The organism is Lachnospiraceae bacterium oral taxon 500 (assembly GCA_002999035.1).
Classification (GTDB): Bacteria; Bacillota; Clostridia; order Lachnospirales; family Vallitaleaceae; genus W11650.
On the sequence record CP027241.1, the window covers coordinates 2,019,101 to 2,037,935 of the forward strand.

General features: G+C 46.1%; 15 protein-coding genes. All 15 read left to right on the plus strand.

Going from position 1 to position 18,835, the window contains the following annotated elements; genetic code table 11:
- Window positions 1-298: 298 nt before the first annotated feature.
- Window positions 299-1,210 (plus strand): nucleotidyltransferase, encoded by a 912-nt coding sequence (locus tag C3V36_09200; protein ID AVM69403.1) that lies wholly within the window; start codon window positions 299-301, stop codon window positions 1,208-1,210.
- A gap of 3 nt (window positions 1,211-1,213) precedes the next feature.
- Window positions 1,214-2,296 (plus strand): mucin desulfatase, encoded by a 1,083-nt coding sequence (locus C3V36_09205; GenBank protein AVM69404.1) that lies wholly within the window; start codon window positions 1,214-1,216, stop codon window positions 2,294-2,296.
- A 299-nt stretch (window positions 2,297-2,595) separates the two neighbouring features.
- On the plus strand, window positions 2,596-3,015 hold the full coding sequence (locus tag C3V36_09210) for a flavodoxin (protein ID AVM69405.1): 420 nt from the start codon (window positions 2,596-2,598) through the stop codon (window positions 3,013-3,015).
- A 268-nt stretch (window positions 3,016-3,283) separates the two neighbouring features.
- Window positions 3,284-4,273, plus strand: a complete 990-nt coding sequence (locus tag C3V36_09215; protein ID AVM69406.1) for a diaminopimelate dehydrogenase — start codon at window positions 3,284-3,286, stop codon at window positions 4,271-4,273.
- A 67-nt stretch (window positions 4,274-4,340) separates the two neighbouring features.
- The gene (locus tag C3V36_09220) at window positions 4,341-6,302 is read left to right on the plus strand and encodes a hypothetical protein (GenBank protein AVM69407.1); all 1,962 of its coding nucleotides are present in this window, start codon (window positions 4,341-4,343) and stop codon (window positions 6,300-6,302) included.
- Window positions 6,303-6,641: 339 nt separating this feature from the next.
- Window positions 6,642-7,661 carry a tryptophan--tRNA ligase gene (trpS, locus tag C3V36_09225; protein ID AVM70501.1) on the plus strand — a complete coding sequence of 340 codons (1,020 nt, stop codon included), beginning with the start codon at window positions 6,642-6,644 and terminating at the stop codon, window positions 7,659-7,661.
- 6 nt (window positions 7,662-7,667) lie between these two features.
- A complete protein-coding gene (gene recO / locus C3V36_09230) occupies window positions 7,668-8,414 on the plus strand; it encodes a DNA repair protein RecO (GenBank protein ID AVM69408.1) in 747 nt (248 codons plus the stop codon).
- 114 nt (window positions 8,415-8,528) lie between these two features.
- Window positions 8,529-9,038: a hypothetical protein gene (locus C3V36_09235; protein AVM69409.1), complete on the plus strand. Its 510-nt coding sequence runs from the start codon at window positions 8,529-8,531 to the stop codon at window positions 9,036-9,038.
- Between the two features lie 234 nt (window positions 9,039-9,272).
- Window positions 9,273-10,142: an amino acid ABC transporter gene (locus C3V36_09240; GenBank protein ID AVM70502.1), complete on the plus strand. Its 870-nt coding sequence runs from the start codon at window positions 9,273-9,275 to the stop codon at window positions 10,140-10,142.
- 36 nt (window positions 10,143-10,178) lie between these two features.
- A complete protein-coding gene (locus C3V36_09245; protein ID AVM70503.1) occupies window positions 10,179-10,841 on the plus strand; it encodes an arginine ABC transporter permease in 663 nt (220 codons plus the stop codon).
- On the plus strand, window positions 10,831-11,595 hold the full coding sequence (glnQ, locus tag C3V36_09250) for a glutamine ABC transporter ATP-binding protein (protein ID AVM69410.1): 765 nt from the start codon (window positions 10,831-10,833) through the stop codon (window positions 11,593-11,595). Before C3V36_09245 ends, glnQ begins: the two co-directional genes overlap by 11 nt.
- A gap of 131 nt (window positions 11,596-11,726) precedes the next feature.
- On the plus strand, window positions 11,727-12,080 hold the full coding sequence (gene rplS, locus C3V36_09255; protein ID AVM69411.1) for a 50S ribosomal protein L19: 354 nt from the start codon (window positions 11,727-11,729) through the stop codon (window positions 12,078-12,080).
- Window positions 12,081-12,218: 138 nt separating this feature from the next.
- Window positions 12,219-13,106 (plus strand): ribosome biogenesis GTPase YlqF, encoded by an 888-nt coding sequence (gene ylqF, locus C3V36_09260; protein AVM69412.1) that lies wholly within the window; start codon window positions 12,219-12,221, stop codon window positions 13,104-13,106.
- Between the two features lie 103 nt (window positions 13,107-13,209).
- Entirely contained in the window at window positions 13,210-13,926 is a 717-nt protein-coding gene (locus C3V36_09265; GenBank protein AVM69413.1) for a hypothetical protein, read from the plus strand.
- 44 nt (window positions 13,927-13,970) lie between these two features.
- Window positions 13,971-18,725 (plus strand): hypothetical protein, encoded by a 4,755-nt coding sequence (locus C3V36_09270; GenBank protein AVM69414.1) that lies wholly within the window; start codon window positions 13,971-13,973, stop codon window positions 18,723-18,725.
- The last annotated feature ends 110 nt before the right edge of the window (window positions 18,726-18,835 follow it).

Here is an 18,835-nt window from a genome sequence, read left to right on the forward strand (position 1 = left end):
GATAAATCTTTTCAATATCTTGTATGATGAACTTAAAGTGCAGCGGCTCTATTTTTATGCAGTCAAAAGAGAATGAGGTCTTTTGCCGGAAATGTTACGCCGGATTTTCGGACTTTGGCTGCTTACCGCTTAAAGCATTAAAAAAAAATAAAATTAGCTGTGAAAAAGGCTAAGGACTTTACGGAAAAGGATTGGTATGATAAAATAGTAAAGTATTTGGGAAAAAATAGGGCGGTTGATTTTTTGGGAAAGAAATTGCTCTAAAATATTAACAGCAGCAGGAACGCAGGAGGAAGTTATGAAAAAGCCAATTTTAGTTGTTTTGGCCGCGGGTATGGGCAGTCGTTACGGCGGATTGAAGCAAATCGACCCGGTTGGTCAGAGCGGTGAGAAAATTATTGATTACTCGGTTTATGATGCGATTGACGCAGGTTTTGAGCGGGTAGTTTTTATTATTAATCATAAAATTGAAAAGGATTTTAAAGAGTTGGTCGGAGCGGAGATTGAAAAGCACGCAGAAGTGCGTTATGCCTTTCAGGAATTGACAGATTTACCGGCAGGCGTGACGATTCCGGCTGACCGGCAAAAGCCCTGGGGAACTTCTCATGCCGTTTATGCGGCCCGCGACCTGCTGGATGCTCCGTTTGCGGTCATCAATGCTGATGACTTTTACGGCCGGGAAGCCTATCATCAGATTTATCAATTTTTGACGGAAACCGCAGAGCGTGAAGACGAATACTGCATGATCGGCTATCTGGTTAAGAACACAGTGACCGATAAGGGCTCGGTTTCCCGCGGCGTATGTGAAACCAAAGATGGCTATTTAACTGCCATTGTAGAAAGAACCAAAATTGAATCGAGAAAAGACGGGATTGTTTATATTGAGGATGATCAGGCTTATCCGCTGGCGGACGATACGGTCGTATCAATGAACCTGTTTGGCTTTAAGCCGAGCATTGTCCGTGAGATTCAAAACCGGATAGTCGGTTATCTGAATGAAAAACTGCCGGCCAATCCTTTAAAGTGTGAATATTTTCTGCCGGCCACCGTTGATTCTTTGTTGAAGGAAGGCAAGGCAACGGTTAAGGTGCTGCCGACCAGGGAAAAATGGTACGGCGTGACCTATCACGAGGACAAAGCGGAAGTGGTAGCGGCGCTGAAGGCTTTGGCGGAGCAGGGAAAATATCCGAAGAGTTTGTGGGGGAAATAGGACATGAACGATAAGAAAAGAATTTGTGATCAATTTAATTTCGACGGGGATTTTGTTTCGGCGGAGTCTTACGGCGGCGGTCATATCAACGACACCTATAAAGTCGTTTATCAGGCCGGCAATAAAGAAAATCAATATATCCTGCAAAGGATTAATTCCCATGTGTTTAAAAAGCCGGATGAAGTAATGGCCAATATTGGTAAGGTGACGTCGTATTTGAACGGCTTGGGTAAAAATGGCCAGTACGAAGTCATGGAACTGATTCTGACCAGAGACGGACAGACCTATTATCAGGAAAACGGCAATTTCTACCGGGCATTTGTATTTGTCAAAGATGCGCTGTCCTATGATTATTCCAAAGATTTAGAAACGATTTATGAATCGGGCCGGGCATTTGGCAATTTTCAAAAAATGCTGTCGGATTTTCCGCAGGCCGAACTGTATGAAACAATTCCCAATTTTCATAACACCTTTGAACGTTATAAGACTTTTTGCCGTTCTTTGGAAAAGGATGTGCAGTTCCGCAAAGACGATTGTTTAGCGGAGATTAAGTTTGCTCTGGAGCATGAAGCTCTGACGCATATTGTAGTGGACGAGATTGCCAAGGGAACGGTACCGGTCAGAGTAACGCATAATGACACCAAAATCAATAATGTTCTCTTTGATGTTCATACCGGCAAAGGGAAATGCGTGATTGACTTAGATACTGTTATGCCGGGCAGCCTTTTGTACGATTACGGCGATTCGATTCGATCGTCGGCGGCAACGGCGATTGAGGATGAACCGGATTTGGATAAGGTGTGGTGGGATAAGGAACGCTTTACTGCCTTTACCAAGGGCTATTTGGAGGAAGTAAAGGATACTTTGACCGATAAGGAAAAGGAACTTTTGCCCTATGCTGGCATTCTGATTACCTATGAAATCGGACTGCGCTTTTTGACTGACTATCTGGATGGAGATATTTACTTTAAGACCCACTACCCGAAGCATAATCTGGTTCGGGCCAAAAATCAGTTTAAGTTTGCGGCTGATATGGAAAAGCATATTGATGAGCTGAAACAAATTGTGGAAAGTTGTTTGGCGTAAGTGCGGAAACTTTTATCTTTTAGCCGACTGAACAAAAGCCTGAAATGTATTGCTTAAAGGCTATGGTTACTTATAAAACTTTTATCTTTTAGCCGAATGAATCAAAGCCGGCAGTGTATTGCTTAAAGGCTGCTGTTCCTTATAAAACTTTTATCATTTAGCCGACTGAACAAAAACCGGAAATGTATTGCTGAAAGGCTGCTGTTCCTTATGAAACTTTTATCTTTTAGAACTTGAAAGTTTATTGAGAAATCGCTAAAATAAAAGAGTAGCGACGTTTGGTTTGGCAGGAGATAGGAATGAAAGTAGCGATTCGATATTACTCAAAGACCGGAAATACTAAAAAATTAGCATGTGCAATACAGGAGCAGCTGGGAGTGGCAGCGGAGACGATTGATATTCCAGTTCCGTATGATATTGACTTGCTTTTTTTGGGGACATCGACCTATGGCGGTCGGATGGCCAGAGAGATTGCTGATTTTATTCCGACTTTAAAGGACAGGCAGATTAAAGTAGTGGCTTTCAGTTCGTCGTTTTTTCGGAAATCGAACTATAATTTTCTGCATAAACAACTAAACAGTGTGAAAATTGCTCTTTTACCGGAAAACTTTCATTCCGGCAGTATTTTCAATTTATTCCGTCACCGCTATCCGAACGAGGTGGATTTAAAGAAAATCAAGAGCTTTTCGCAGGAGATTGTCAGAAAGTATTTGGGATAAGAAAAGTGACCGGCCGATATTATCAATGATAATAATAGGCCGGTCTTTGCATACAGTTCAGACAAGCAGATATTTATATTTAATACGCAACGGAGAGCGAGCTCTCCAGAGGCGTATTAAATATAAATATCTATTTGCTTAACGCAAACACGCATAATTCGCCTACGGCGAATTATGCGTGCAGCTTGCCTGAACTGTATGCAAACTCACTTCAACAAATTGCGAATGGCTTGCCTGAACCTCACTCGCAAAGGAAAGGAACTTTACTATGTCAAAAATAAAAATTGGAATTGTCGGCTATGGTAATTTGGGTAAAAGTGCAGAAATTGGCATCCGGCAACAAGAGGATATGGAACTGAAGGGAATTTTTACCCGCCGGGATCCGGGCAGCTTAATGCTGGCGACTCCGGGGGTAAAGGCGTATTCGCTGGAAGCGGCTTTTGCGCTGAAAGAAGAAATTGACGTTATGATTCTGTGCGGCGGCAGCAAAGATGATATTCCCAGCCAAGGCCCGCAGTTTGCCGCCGGTTTTAATACCGTGGACGGCTATGACACGCATGCTCATATTCCGGAATATTATCAGGCCATGGAGCGGGCGGCGCAAACAGCCGGCAAGCTGGCCGTTATTTCCAGCGGCTGGGATCCGGGCATGTTTTCACTGCAAAGGATTTATGCCGAGGCCGTACTGCCGCAGGGAAAGACCTATACTTTTTGGGGGCGGGGGGTCAGTCAGGGACATTCCGACGCCATTCGCCGGATTGCAGGGGTAAAGGATGCCAAGCAATATACCATTCCGGCGGAAGAAGCGATTGCGCAGGTCAAAAGTGGAGTGATGCCGGAGCTGACCGCCCGGCAGAAGCACCAAAGAGAGTGCTTTGTTGTGGCCGAGGAAGGCGCTGATTTAGAAGTAATTGCACAGCAGATTAAAACGATGCCGGATTATTTTGCCGATTATGATACGACGGTACATTTTATCAGTCAGGCGGAACTGAAAGAAAAGCACGCCGGACTGCCGCATGGCGGCCGGGTCATCCGCATGGGTCGGACGGGCGCGGCTGAGGAAAATATGCATGAAATTGAATATCGGCTAAAGCTGGAGTCCAATCCCGATTTTACCGCCAGTGTGCTGCTGGCCTATGCCAGAGCAGCCTATCGCTTAAACTGTGAAGGCGTCTGCGGTGCTAAAACGGTGGCCGATATTGCTCCGGCCTATTTGCTGAATAAAACGGCGGAAGAGATTCGGCGGAATTATATTTAGATTTGAGATAAAGATACTGACGGTTAAGTGGCGGAGGCGATGAGCATACGAAGATGAGGAGGACAAAGTGAAAAACATTTGGCGGCAGTACGGGCGGATTTTAGCCGTTGCAGGGCTGGTGATTGTGATTAACAGTATTTTTTACGGTTACAGTTTATTGCCGGTATTGGCAAAAAAAGATATTTTTTGGGCAATTACAGCCACATCCGCGGCCGAATTGATTTTATTTTATCCGCGGCGCGGCTTAAAAAAATGGCTGCGCCGGGTTCAGGCGGCGGTATATTTGGCGGCTGCTTTTTTTAAACTGGCGGAGATGATATTTTTTAAGCAGTACGGCAGTTATGATTTGTTCAGCCGGGTCAGACAGGCCAAATATCTGGCCGACGTGGTCGGCTATATTTTAGGCCAGATAACGGCGCCGATGATCTGCTTTTTGGCGCTGTCCCTGTTTTTCCTGGTCATTTTGCTGTGGCCGGAAAAAAGTCAAGCTGGCAGTAAGAGCGGCAGTCATCCGGCGGTCAGCGAACAGAAGCAAGAAACGGAAAATGGTGAAAGCAAGCGACTGCTCCCAACAGGCAGCCGGAAAGTGCGGATCGCGGCGGCGCTTATCCTATTGGCTGCTTGGGCGCTGTTTTGCCGGCAGACCGAGATTTTACGAAGTATTGAGGTTTATCATGCGCTGGGTGGTTCGGCCTACCGGGCAGCGGTGGGAAAAAGTGGCGCCGCCGGCAGTATGACGGAAAATGAGATACAGCAGTTGTTGTTTCGCAATTACCGGCATCAAAACGAATATACCGGCATCGGAGCCGGGAAAAATCTGCTGATTATTCAGGTGGAAAGCCTGCAAGACAGCTTTATTGGCCAAAGCTATGACGGCAAAGAGATTACGCCCTATCTTAACGGCTTAATTAAGAAATCTTTTTATTTTCAGGATTATTTTGAACTCCTGGGCTTCGGCAATTCTTCAGATGCCGAGTATGTTTCACTGCAAAGCACTTTTTCTGATACCGAACTGGGAGCGTACGAGGACTATGCCGGGACGGAAACGATGGGGCTGCCCAAGCTGGCCCGGAGTCAAGGCTATCATACCTTTTCCATGCACGGCAATACCGGCACTTTTTATAGCCGGCAGGAGGCGCATGCCCGGGTTGGCTTTGAGCAGGTATATATGGGCGAAAGCTATGAGCAGGATGAGATTATCGGCATGGGCTTATCGGATGAATCCTTTTTCCGGCAATCGCTGCCGCGCATTGAAGCGGCCGACCGCGCCGGTAAGTTTATGGGCTTTATGATTACGCTGACCTGTCACGGCCCGTTTGATATGCCGGAAAAAGATCAAGTCTTTGCGGTTGAGCCGGAGCTGCAAAACACTACCTTTGCCCGTTATTTAAATGCCGTTTTCTATACCGATAGGGTACTGGCGGAGCTGATGGCTGCGCTGGAAGAAAGAGGGATTTTGCAAAATACGGTCGTGGCCATTTATGGGGATCATCATGCTTTTGCCAATGTCGATCCGGAAAGCAGTAAGTATTTGGCGAAGTTTTTGGGCAAGCCCTTTGATTTTGACGAAATGATGCGGATTCCGCTGATTGTGTATGTACCGGGCTATGAAAAACAGGTGACGCTGGAAAATATCGGCAGTCAAATTGATTTTATGCCGACGCTTGCCAATATTATGGGCTGGAACGATATCGCTGCGCCAATGTTCGGTGTTGATTTGCTGGATCCGGAGTTAAGCCGGGATAACATTGTTTTTCCGCAGACCTACATGCTGCGGGGCAGTTATATCACCGATGAAGAGCTGTTTGAGCGTTCCCGGTTAAAAGGCGGTGCAGCCGGTCGGTTAATTGATCGTCACAGCCGGGTGCAGTTGCCGGAAGAAAATGCCCGGCCGAATTATGAGGAGGCCAACCGCCGGATTGAAACAGCGCAGCAGATGTATTTGCATAATCAGGTGATGGACAGCATTCAGGAGTTTCATTTCCTGCTTGACAAAAAAGGGGAAAAGCATTATAATCAAAAAAATTAAGGAAACCGTTACAGTTCAGCAATTTGTCAAAGCGAAGAAGTAGCTGAACTGTACAGTAAACCGATGATGCGGAGATAAAGGCAAATACTAAGCAGACAGAGAGCCGGCGGCGCTGAGAAACCGGCAGCGGATAGGTTGTCAAATGGACCGCGGAGGGCATAGTCAAAAAGGCGAAAGCCTTGAGTATTCTATGACGGGAGACGGCCGTTATTTTGTCAGAAATATGTTGGTATTTTATGAGTGCGGGAATTTCCCGAAACAAGGTGGCACCACGGAATGATAACCGTCCTTGACAGAAGTTTTTGTCATGGGCGGCTTTTTTATGAGGAGGAAAAAGTTATGGAAGCACAAGAGAAAAAATCAGTGATATACAGTGGGATTCAGCCAACCGGCGTCATCACAATCGGCAATTATTTCGGTGCCGTTAAGAACTGGCTGGAGCTGAACAAAAGCCATGCCGATTATCTCACCTATTGCAGTATTGTTGATTTGCACAGCATTACCGTGCGCCAGGAGCCGAAGGCGCTGCGGGAAAACACCAGAAAGCTGCTGGCCTTTTATATTGCAGCCGGACTCGACCCGCAGAAAAATATTTTATACTTACAGTCCTCGGTTCGTCAGCATGCGGAACTGGCTTGGATTTTGAACTGTTTTACCTATATGGGTGAACTGAGCCGGATGACCCAGTTTAAGGATAAGTCACAGCGGCATGGCGAAAATATCAACGCCGGTTTATTTACCTATCCGGTTTTGATGGCGGCTGACATTTTGCTGTATCAAACAGATTTGGTGCCGATTGGCGATGATCAGAAACAGCATTTGGAACTGGCCAGAGATATTGCGATTCGCTTAAATAATGAGTATCAGGGGCTGTTTAAAGTACCGGAGGGCTATTTCGGCAAGGTCGGCGCCCGGATTAAGAGTCTGCAGGAGCCGGAGAAAAAAATGAGCAAGTCCGATGATAATGCCAATGGCTATATCAGTGTTTTGGATGACCCGGCTGAGATCCGGAACAAAATCAAAAGAGCAGTTACCGATTCGCGGGCGGAAATCAATTACAGTGATGATCAGCCGGGGGTTAAAAACCTGCTGGATATTTATATGTGCGCTACCGGCGAGAGCAAGGAAGAGTGTTTGACTAAGTTTGCCGGTCAGGGCTACGGTTATTTAAAGGAAGAAACGGCGAATGCCTTGATTGCCGAATTGGCGCCGCTGCAAAAGGAATTTGCCAGGATTTTGGCGGATAAGGCGTATCTGGAAGAGGTGCTGAAGGAAAACGGACAAAAAGCCGCTTATGCCGCTGAAAAAACTTTGCGCAAGGTTAAAAAGAAGATCGGTTTTTTGGAAACCAACTTTTAAAGTGCAATGAAAGCAGAAAAGCAGAAAAAAACGGTCGGTGTGGTCTTGGCCGAAGCGGCGTATGGCGAAAATGGGAAAAGGCTGACTCTCTTTACCAAAGAGCTGGGGCTGGTGACGGCCTTTGCCAGCGGAGCCAAAAAGGCCAAATCACCGCTGCTGGCCGGGACGCAGTTGTTTGTTTTCGGCAATTATGAACTTTATCGGGGAAAAGAAGCGTATACCTTAACCGGTGCGGATATCATTGAAAGCTTTTATGGCTTGCGCTCCGATCTGGAATTAACGGCCTACGCGGCGTATTTGTCAGAATTGAGTCTGGCTTTTTTGCAGGACGGAATTGTCGGCGAGGAATTGCTCCGGCTCATTTATATCGGCTTTGAAGAATTGGTGAAAGGCGAAATCAAACCGGCGCAGATTAAAGCGGCCTTCGCCTTAAAGCTTCTGGCTTTGGCCGGCTATACACCGGAGCTGGATGTATGCGTCCGCTGTGGCCGCAAAGAGGAATTACCTTTCTTTTCCGCGGCTGATGGCGGAGCAATTTGTCCGGTCTGTGCGGTCGGAGCGGATGATGCACTGCCGGCACCGGTTCGACAGGCTATGGCCTATGTCTTGACGATACCGGCGGAAAAGCTGTTTCGGTTTCGGCTGAAACCGGAATATGAACAGGCGTTTTTTTCTTTAATGAAAAAATATACAGACTATTATTTGGATTATCCTTTGAAATCCGAGCGCTTTTTGCAGGAAATCGGGATTTAAATCGGGGATGCTGCCCGTCTGAAAGCGGCAGAGAGTCTCCGCTTCTAAGCAGGCAATGAGAAAGCTGCCGCATTACCGGCCGGCAAAAAGAAAAGTTTGGAAGGAAGCAGCAACATGGAAATCAAAAGAAAGCCAAAACCTAAAAATGTATTAGTATACATGGTTGTATTTTTATGCATGTTAGGGGCGGCTTTTTTCTTTTTTTTCAGCAGTCAGGGAACTTGGCGGCTGTTTTGGACGCCGGAGCAGCCGGCAGCAGATAATGGAGCGGAACAAGGTTTATCACAGGCGGAACGAGAGTTTATCGACAAAAACCAAACGCAAATCGAAGCACTCCGTCAGACTGTCGCTAAGCTGGAGGAAACTTTGCCGGATTTGGGCGTAACCAGCCGTGAGTTTAATGAGGGACTTTTGCCGTTGATTGAACTGCTGCAGGGGCTGGGGGCGGAGCTGCGGCCGGAGGACTGGCCGCAGTTTCAGACACAATTTGCATATCAATATGATAAACTGAATACACTTCGGCAGGAGCGGACAAATTTGCCAACGCAGGTAACAGAGAGCGAAGATAAAGTTATGCAGGTTTTACAGGAATTGAATCAGATCATTCAGAGAATGAATAAATAATAATAAAATAGAATAAATATAAAATTTTGACTTGACGCCGCCGAATTTTAGGCATATAATAACGTTCATAGCAAATAAGCTGAGTTACTGACTCGCTAAAGCAGGCAAAGCGGGAATTGAAACAAGGAATCGGCACGGTTTGATAGTTAAACGGAAAACACGGCCGAAGGAAACAATAACTGCCGGCGGCAGAAAAGGGAGGAAAATATTATGAAGAAAATGACGAGTTTAATCATGGCGTTATTGGTGGCCGTGTCTTTAGCGGCTTGTGGCGGGCAGACCCAGACCGGAGAGAAAAAAGAGGAAGTTAAAGCCGAAACCAAAACTGAAACCAAAACTGAAACTGAAACCAAAACCGAAAACACAGCGGCCGAAGCGACCAATAAATTGGAGCAGATAAAGGCCAAAGGCGTACTGGTGATGGGTACCTGCGCCGATTATCCACCGTATGAGACCCATGCGATTATTGACGGAAAAGATGAAATTGTCGGATTTGATATTGAAATCGGCAAAGAAATCGCCAAGGCGCTGGGTGTGGAATTAAAGATTGAAGATATGGATTTTGATGCGCTGCTGGTATCGCTTAATTCCGATAAGGTCGATATGGTCATTGCCGGGATGTCAGCCACGGAAGAACGGGCGAAAGCGGTTGATTTTTCCGTGATTTATTATAATCCGCAGCAAAAAATTGTAATCCGCAAGGAAAATCTGGATACCTTAACCAGTCTGGAAGCGTTTAACGGCAAAACCATCGGCGTGCAGAAGGGAACGATTCAGGAGGAGTTTGCTGACAAAAATATGACCGGTGCCAATAAAATTGCTTTGGGCAAGATTCCGGCTTTGATTATGGAATTAAAATCCGGTAAGAGCGACGGTATTGTGCTGGAAGAACCGGTTGCGGCTGCTTATATCAGCAAAAATGAGGATTTGGCAATGGCTACTCTGGAGGTGGCAATTGAGGAAGACAGCGGTTCTTCGGTGGCATTGAAAAAAGGGGAAAGTGAACTTTTAGCAGTAGTGGATCAAACAATTAAGGCACTGGTCGAGGAAAAAAAGATTGACGAGATGGTAGTGGAAGCCAATAAATGGATGGAACAGGACTAAGCCATGTGGATACTGGAACTGATAAAGCAACCGCTTATTGATTTTGTAGATATGGTGGCAAAGTATTATCCGTACTTTTTGAAAGGTACGGTTAATACTTTGCTGCTGTCTTTGCTGGCGACCACCATAGGTTTTCTGCTGGGTATGATTTTAGCGCTGCTGCGCATCAATTCTTCTAAAAACTGGTTTTTGAAACTGCTGCGGACACTGGCCGGAGCCTATATTGAACTGATCCGGGGGACACCGCTGCTGGTGCAGCTGCTTTTAATCTTTAATTCCACAACCGGAATGTCGCGCTACGCGGCCGGGGTAATTGCTCTGTCGCTGAACTCGGCGGCTTATGTGGCGGAAATTATCCGGGCGGGGATTCAATCGGTTGATAAGGGCCAAATGGAAGCCGCCCGTTCTTTGGGTTTATCTTCTTTTATTACTTATAAGGAAATTATTTTACCGCAGGCGGTTAAAAATATTTTGCCGGCGCTGGGCAATGAATTTATTGTTTTGATTAAAGAAACGGCAATAGTGTCAATGGTCGGCATTGTTGATTTGATGTACGGTGTCAGCATTGTTCAAAGCAAGACCTATAAGCCGGTGCCGCCGCTGATTGTGGCGCTGCTGATTTATTTGGCGTTAACCCTGACCTTATCTAAAGGTGTGAAAGGTGCGGAAAGGAGATTGAACCGGAGCGATGGACGATAATGCAAAAGAAAAAAAATTAAGCGGTGAGGTTCTGCTGTCGGTGAAAGACCTGCACAAAACCTTCGGCAAACTCCATGTCTTAAAGGGCGTGTCTGAGGAGATTCGTCGGGGCGAGGTGGTGTTTGTCATCGGGCCGAGCGGTTCGGGCAAAAGCACCTTTTTACGTTGCCTCAATTTACTGGAGGTTCCGGAGTCCGGGTCAATTATTTTTGAGGGCAGTGAGCTGCTGGCGAATGATTTGAACTTAGATAAACACCGGCAGAAAATAGGCATGGTATTTCAACATTTTAATTTGTTTCCCCATAAAACGGTGCTGGAAAATATTACCTTAGCGCCGATGAAGCTCTTGGGATTATCGGCGGCCGAGGCGGAGGAAAGAGCCGACCGGTTGCTGGAACAGGTGGGATTGACCGAGAAAAAATACGCTTACCCCAGTACCTTATCCGGCGGGCAAAAGCAGCGGATTGCCATTGCCCGGGCGCTGGCGATGCAGCCGGATGTGATGCTCTTTGATGAGCCGACATCGGCGCTTGATCCGGAAATGGTAGGCGATGTGCTTCTGTTGATGCAGAAACTGGCGAATGACGGCATGACCATGGTGATAGTCTCGCATGAGATGGGCTTTGCCAAGAACGCAGCCGATAGAGTTGTGTTTATGGACGAAGGCGTCATCATTGAACGCGGCACGCCGGCTGAAATCTTTGACCAGCCGAAAGAGCAGCGGACAAAGGACTTTTTATCGAAGGTGCTGTAGGTTAGGTGTTTTTTATAAAAAAACCGCTTGCATTTCTCCTGAAAGTGTGATATAGTGCTTGGGTATGAGCATGGGTGTTCCGCTGGCAGACAGGCTGCGTAAGAACACATTGGCAGGAAGGAGAAAAACTCATGAATGAAATTATCAGAAAGATTGAGCAGGAACAGTTAAGAGACAATGTAGCAGACTTTAAAGTGGGTGACACGATAAAGGTACATGCTTTGATCAAGGAAGGAAACCGGGAAAGAATTCAGGTTTTTGAAGGAACTGTTCTGAAAAGACAAGGCGGCGGTTCGAAAGAAACTTTCACCGTCAGACGGATTTCTTACGGTGTCGGCGTGGAAAAAAGCTGGCCGCTGCATTCGCCGGTTATTCATCATATCGAAGTGGTTCGCCGCGGTAAAGTTCGCCGGGCAAAACTGAACTACTTAAGAGAAAGATCCGGTAAGAGTGCTAAGATCAGAGAAAAAGTAGAAGCTCGCTAAGAGGTGTTTGACCGGAACTGTGTGCAAACACGTTTTTAGGGAAGCACAACCATGGACATGAAAAGCCTATCTTGAAGAAAAAAAGATAGGCTTTTTTCCTGAATTCAGAAATATGGCAAGGGAGGACAGGAGGAATTTATGAATATACAATGGTATCCGGGCCATATGACCAAAGCCAAACGCATGATGGCCGAGAACCTGAAACTGATAGATATTGTGATCGAATTGGTTGATGCCAGAGCGCCGCTTTCTTCAGCCAACCCGGATTTGCGGACTCTGACCAACGGCAAGCAGCATTTGATCCTGCTGACAAAGCCCGATTTGGCGGATGCAGAAGCAACCGAAGCATGGCTTGAATATTTGAAGAGCCAGAATAAGTTTGCGCTGGCCGTGAATGCCAAGACGGAAACAAATATGAAAAAAGTACAGGCCATGATTGACCGGATTATGCAGCCGATTTTGGAGCGTTATAAAAAGAGGGGCCTGATCAATAAACCGGTCAGAGCGATGATTGTCGGTATTCCCAATGTGGGCAAATCCACCTTTATCAATAAAATGGCCGGAAAAAATATGGCCAAAACCGGCAACAAACCGGGGGTAACTAAAGGCAAGCAATGGATTAAGCTGAAAAACGGACTGGAGCTGCTGGATACGCCGGGCGTGTTGTGGCCCAAGTTTGAGGATCCGCTGGTCGGCCGGAAACTGGCCTATATCGGTACGATTCGGGAGGAAGTGATTGACAGCTATCAACTGGCACTGTCTTTATTTGAATTTTTAGCAGAATATTTTCCGGCAAGGTTTATGGAATGTTTTCCTTTTGCCGATATAAATAAGGAAAGCAGCCAGAACTTTGAACAGTTAGCCAAGGAACGCCATTTTGTGAAAAGCGGCGGCGAGGCCGATACGGAAAGGCTGTCCCATGTTTTTTTAGAAAACTTTCGTAACGGCAAATATGGGCGGTTTACTCTGGAAAAGCCGGAGCAGTTTGAGACGGCGGAAAGCACAGCCGGTAAGCCGGTGAATTGAGAAATAGTTATCAAGTTCCGGCTAAACCGAAAGACACCGCTGCGAACCGGGGAAGTTTCGGCGGCTGGCAAGGAAAAGCCGGGTAAATAACGAGGAAGAAAAAATGCAGGAAACGGATTTGTTTTTGCCGCTGAAACAGTTTTATGAGCAGCTGGGTTATTCGGTTGAGGGCGAGGTTAAGGACTGCGATGTTTTAGTGAAAGCCGGAGAGGACTTTTTAGCGGTTGAACTGAAAAAAGATTTGAATCTGAAAGTGATTTTACAGGCAGTCAATCGGCAAAAGCTCTTTGATTTGGTTTATATTGCTGTGCCAATGCAGAAGATTAAGCCAAAAAGCCGAAATTACTTAGATAAGCTGCACCTGCTCAGGCGTTTGGGGATTGGGCTTTTGCTGGTTCATACCGTCACCGGCGAGGTGGTTTGTGTGCAGCAGCCGGTAGAAGCCGAGCGCGGTCGGGTGATGGCGGCAGCCAAAAAGAAAAGGGCAGCAGTGATTGCTGAGTTTGAACAAAGACTGCTGAAAAACAATACCGGCGGTGCTGTCCGTAAGCCGATTACCACCGCTTACCGGGAGCAATGCTACCGATTGGCCTATTTATTAAAGGACGGGCCCAGAACGCCGGCGGAACTGGCCGAAACGGGACTTGTCTCCAAGCGGGTGTCCGCGATTTTAAATGCCAATTTTTACGGCTGGTTTGAGAAAGAAAAAAGAGGCGTCTACCGGTTATCGCCGCTGGGCCGGGAAGTTTTAAAAACTGAAAAAAAGACGGTTGCGGCGCTGATGAAACAGGCGAGTCTTGAAAACGGCTGTGGATTATGATAGAATGGAAATATTGAGGTAGAAACCGTAATAAGTTTAAAGTAATGGGTGAAAAAATGCAAAATGTAGGCAAAGAATTTCAAAAGAAATATAAGATCCTATCTGTGCGGGACGAAAAAGAAACCTATTCCTTATATGAAGCGGAAGAAATCGGCACGGGGCATTTGTATGTTGTCAAATATTATCGGTTAAGTCTTTTTTCTCAGGCACTGGGCTCTTTGAAGCAGCAGCTGGAAAAATTAGCAGCTGATGAAACCGAATTTTTACCGGCTATTTATGATATTGGGGAAGAAAATAACGAGCTTTATGTTGTTACGGAAAAAATAGAAGGCTATAAGCTAAGCGATTTGATTAACCGTAAGGAGAAGTATGATATTGCCTGGGTGCTGCGGCTGATTAAAAAAATTGCCGAGGGGATTCAATATTTTTTCAAGAGTGGCATCGCCATGTATTTGGTCAATCCCAAAAATATTTTTATTGATATGGGGGAAAACGGAGAAAGTCTGAGTGTCAAGTTCAGTGAGCTGGTTTCCGGCGAATATGTGGAAGAAAAAGACAGCGATTTTATGATGGAGCAGGCCGTTTACATGGCGCCGGAGCAGGTGGGAATAAACCGGAAAAAGTTTGATGTCCGCAGTGATTTGTATTCCCTGGGCGTCATTACCTACCAGCTTTTGGCCGGCCGGCTTCCGTTCAGGGCCAAATCTTTAAACCAATATATGTACCTGCAAATTGCGCAGGTCCCGAGCAGTATTTCCCAGTATAATCTGGATGTTAACAGCAGTTTGGATCAGATGATTCTTTGTCTGCTGGAAAAAGATCCGGCCAATCGCTATCAGTCGGTTGAAAGTTTACTGTATGATATCCGGGAATATTTAAACGGAAATGTTAATTTTACTTTCAACGCCTATGATGCGATTTCTAAAATTACCTTTCATGAAAAAGACTTTTTGCCCAGTCGGCAGATTCAGCAGTTAGAAGTTCTTATTGGTCAGAATAAGGGCTTTGTTGTTGCGTCCGGAGAAAAAAACACCGGTAAAAGCGTAGTCATGGATTTGGTTAAGCTGGGAAGCACAAAGCAGAAAAATGTTTTGCTGTACAGTGATTGCAGTTATGAGCCTTTTCGGTTGGAAACTCTTTGGGGCTTATTGGCTGAATATTGGAAAATATTTGATACCTATCCGATGCGGCGCAAGGATATTTTACGGCAGGAAGTAGCCCGGAGGGGTAATGTTTCCCGGGAGGTTATCTGCGCCAGAGGCAAGTATTTTAGCGACTTTTTTGAAGAAGACTTCACTGCCGCCGCGGGGAATTCGCAAGATGAACTGGAAAATCTGCTGAATCTGTGGCAGGCAATCAGTGAAGTGGAGGATCCGCTAGCGGTAATTCTGGAAAATTTAACGCTTGATGAGGTCAGCAATGAGCTGCTGCTCCGCTTTTATGAGAACTTTAAAAAAATATTCCTGGCGGTCAGCGGCCGGCAGGCGGTGCCGGATTATGAACAGCTGGATTTGAAGATTGAGCTGGAAAAATTAACACAGGCCGATGTTTTAGATACTTTAAATAAAGTGTTGGAGCATCGGCTGGAAGACGCGGCCGGCATAGCTGAATATGTTTATCATAGAAGCAAGGGCAATATTTATTTATCAGCCGAGGTGGCTAACTGGCTGTTTCAAAAGGATGCGCTGACTTACCGGGAAGGCCGGTGGCGGGTTAATCCTTTAATTTTGGTTGATTTGGGTTTACCGGCTGAGATTGCGACCGAGATTATCAGTCAAAGCGATCGGCTTTCGGCCGAGGCGGAAAAGCTGTTGGCTATTTTAGCAACGCTGGAAGAGCCTATTCCGTGGACTTATGTCAAGCGGGCGGCGGAAATGGAAAGGATTCATACCGATGCGGTGCTGGAGGAATTGGAAAAAGGCCAGTTTGTCGAGCAAAAGATTAAAGATACGGTTTATTATACTTTTACCGATAAAGAGATTTATCTTCATTTCCGCAAACGTCTGAACAAGCAGGATATTTTATATTACAGCGAAAGGATTGCCCGGGTGCTGGAGGCGGAGTATCTGCGTTTCCGCAAAGCGGAAGAAGCGATTGCCATGGCGCATTATTATCTGCGGGCGCAGAATAACGAAAAAATCAAGGCTTATTCGCTGGAGGCGGCTCAGTTTTTAAAGAATCAGGGTAAAAATGAGCAGGCAATTGAAGCGTTGAACGGCTTCTTAAATGCGCTGGAATATCAGGACGATCAGATTGAACTCTTTTATAAGGCGCAGAAAATGGCCGGTGAAATTTATATTGCCGAGGGCCGGCCCGATGATGCCAAAAAGACCTTTGAGGAGCTTCTGCAGCTGGACTTGAACTCGGAAATGAGGGCCGATATTTTAGAGGAACGGTCTTGGGTGGCCTTTTATAAAGGAAATTTTCAAGGGGCGCTGCATTATGTCAAGGAGGCGCTGCGGGCAAAGAAAATTCATTTTCCGGAAACCGGTTTTGAATTGTATGTCAGTATTTTGTGGCAGATCATCATTCGGCTCGGTCAAAGCCTGCTGGGAGAAGTGAAGATAACATCCGAGGAAAAGCCTCAGCGGAGCCTTAGACAAAATATCAATCAAAATATCTGGTGGGCCTGCCTGCTGGTTGACATTCGTTACTTTGCTTATTTTTCGCTGTGGACGACCAATCGTTTCTGGGCGCGGCGCAAGATCTCGCAGGAGTTGGCAATTTCTTATTTCAATATGGGACAAATGTTTATGGGCACGCCGCTGCGTAAATTGGCAGACAGTTATTTTGCCAAGGGACTGAAGGTGGCCGAGGAGATTGGCGATGACCATATCACCATGATTTCATATACTTTGCTGGCGTATAAAAGTGAGACTTTGGGTGATTATGAAACGCAGCTCAATTATGCGCTGATGGCTCTGCAGATTCATAAAAAATTACAGTTTTCCCCATTCCACGGTCTGACCATCAATGCGCTGATTCATGCGTATAATTATTTGGGCGATTTCAGCAATATGCTGCGCTATAATGATTTTTATCAGAAGAAAGCCTATGAAAGCGGCGATAATTACGGCGTGATTTCGGCTGATATTTATTATGTTCAATATTACCGGGGGCAGGGCAATACGGTCAGCGCTGTTAAGGCCGGACAAAAAGCATTGGCTCTGGCGGAAGAAACCAATGATTATTTCGATCAGTTCTGCAGCTTGGCTGAGCTCGGCGTGACTTATTTTTATGCCAATCAGGATGACAAGGCAATGGAATGTTTTGAAAAGGCGATGGCAATTAAGCAGGGAAGATTCTTTCCGCTGCAGTATACTTTGGTGGCCTATTCTTATTATGCCATGGTGCTGTGCCGCCGGCAAAAAAAGATTCAGCAGGATTTTCCGGAGGATAAATCGCTCCTGAGTCTGATTCAGCAGATGTTGAGTGTACCACTCCGGGAAAAGAAATATCCGACTTATTACGGGTCGGCATTACGGGCGCTGGCAGAATGGCATGTTCTGCGCGGCAATCCTGTCAAAGCTAAAAAATATTATCAGGCCAGTATTGACCATTGCATCAAGTATAAACGGCAATGGCTGACGGCCTCTACCCAGATGGCTTACGGCAAGTTTTTGACGGAAATCGGCGAACAGGCGGCGGCTATGCAGCAGTTTATATTAGCCGAATATAATTTCCGGCATTTGAAGATTGAAGCCTATGCTCTGCTGGCGCAGCGGGAAATGGAAAGCCTGCAGGCCGGCTTTGGCGGAGCGGAAACCGAGTTTGATAAGTTTCAGCGGCGTTTGCAGCTGGAACGGAACAATATGTTTTTTACTGATTTGCTGCGGGACTTGAGTTCGGTGCTGGACTACCGGGAGTTGATTCAAAAAATAATCATGGTGCTGCTGGAAGCATCCGGCGCACAGCAGGTAGCGGTCTTCTTGCCGGAGGAAAACAGCGGCGAGCTGAAGGTGGAAGAGTTTTATACCAATGAAAAGCAAAGGCTGAAGAAGGATGACATTCCTCAGGAAATGCCGATGAAGCTGATTCGGATGGCACTGAAAACCAAGGAGATATTGGCACTGGATAATGCCGAAAAGAGCGAATATGCCAAAATTGATGAAATGCTGACAGAAAAGCATATTAAATCGCTGATGATCCTGCCGGTCATGTATAAAAACAGTCTGCGGGCCATTTGCTATTTAGAAAACTCATTGTCAACCGGTATTTTTACTAAAGAAATCATTGAAAATATGAAGATTGTTGCCAGTCAAATGGCGATTTCCATGGAAAACGCGATGCTTTATAAGATTGCGACAACCGATGATTTGACCGGTTTATATACGCGGAAGCATTTTGACTATCTGTTTCAGGAAGAACTGCGGCTGGCCAAGGAAAGCGGTACCCATGTAGGCGTGGTCTTTATTGACATTGATAAGTTCAAAAGAATCAATGATACTTACGGGCATATGATCGGCGACAAGGTGTTGATTGAGCTATCAGCCTTTTTAAGGAATAATTGCCGGACGACGGATGTAATCGGCCGCTTCGGCGGGGAGGAAATCATTCTGCTTTTACGCGGCAATTCTTTGGCGGACAGCTATACCTTTGCCGAACGCCTGCGCCGCAAACTGGAAACCTTCCCGATTGATACCGGTACGGCGGAGGGAGTTTTAAATATTACGGCCAGCTTTGGCATCAGCAGTTATCCGGAAAACGGTGAAACCATGACCGAGCTGATCAATAAAGCCGATACGGCGCTGTATCGTTCCAAGAACGAGGGAAGAAACCGGGTTACCTGCGCCAAATAAAGCGACAGATGAAAACACTCGTAATTTGCTTTCGGCAAGTTACGAGTGTTTTGTCTAAACGGAAATCCATGTTTGTAATCCGCTGCCATATCCATGAATAGAAGTGGCTC

Bases quoted from the DNA above. Each gene is read 5' to 3' on its own strand.
- C3V36_09200 (AVM69403.1), top strand. From the start codon at position 299: ATGAAAAAGCCAATTTTAGTTGTTTTGGCCGCGGGTATGGGCAGTCGT.
- C3V36_09205 (AVM69404.1), top strand. From the start codon at position 1,214: ATGAACGATAAGAAAAGAATTTGTGATCAATTTAATTTCGACGGGGAT.
- C3V36_09210 (AVM69405.1), top strand. From the start codon at position 2,596: ATGAAAGTAGCGATTCGATATTACTCAAAGACCGGAAATACTAAAAAA.
- C3V36_09215 (AVM69406.1), top strand. From the start codon at position 3,284: ATGTCAAAAATAAAAATTGGAATTGTCGGCTATGGTAATTTGGGTAAA.
- trpS (AVM70501.1), top strand. From the start codon at position 6,642: ATGGAAGCACAAGAGAAAAAATCAGTGATATACAGTGGGATTCAGCCA.
- recO (AVM69408.1), top strand. From the start codon at position 7,668: ATGAAAGCAGAAAAGCAGAAAAAAACGGTCGGTGTGGTCTTGGCCGAA.
- C3V36_09235 (AVM69409.1), top strand. From the start codon at position 8,529: ATGGAAATCAAAAGAAAGCCAAAACCTAAAAATGTATTAGTATACATG.
- C3V36_09240 (AVM70502.1), top strand. From the start codon at position 9,273: ATGGCGTTATTGGTGGCCGTGTCTTTAGCGGCTTGTGGCGGGCAGACC.
- glnQ (AVM69410.1), top strand. From the start codon at position 10,831: ATGGACGATAATGCAAAAGAAAAAAAATTAAGCGGTGAGGTTCTGCTG.
- rplS (AVM69411.1), top strand. From the start codon at position 11,727: ATGAATGAAATTATCAGAAAGATTGAGCAGGAACAGTTAAGAGACAAT.
- ylqF (AVM69412.1), top strand. From the start codon at position 12,219: ATGAATATACAATGGTATCCGGGCCATATGACCAAAGCCAAACGCATG.
- C3V36_09265 (AVM69413.1), top strand. From the start codon at position 13,210: ATGCAGGAAACGGATTTGTTTTTGCCGCTGAAACAGTTTTATGAGCAG.
- C3V36_09270 (AVM69414.1), top strand. From the start codon at position 13,971: ATGGGTGAAAAAATGCAAAATGTAGGCAAAGAATTTCAAAAGAAATAT.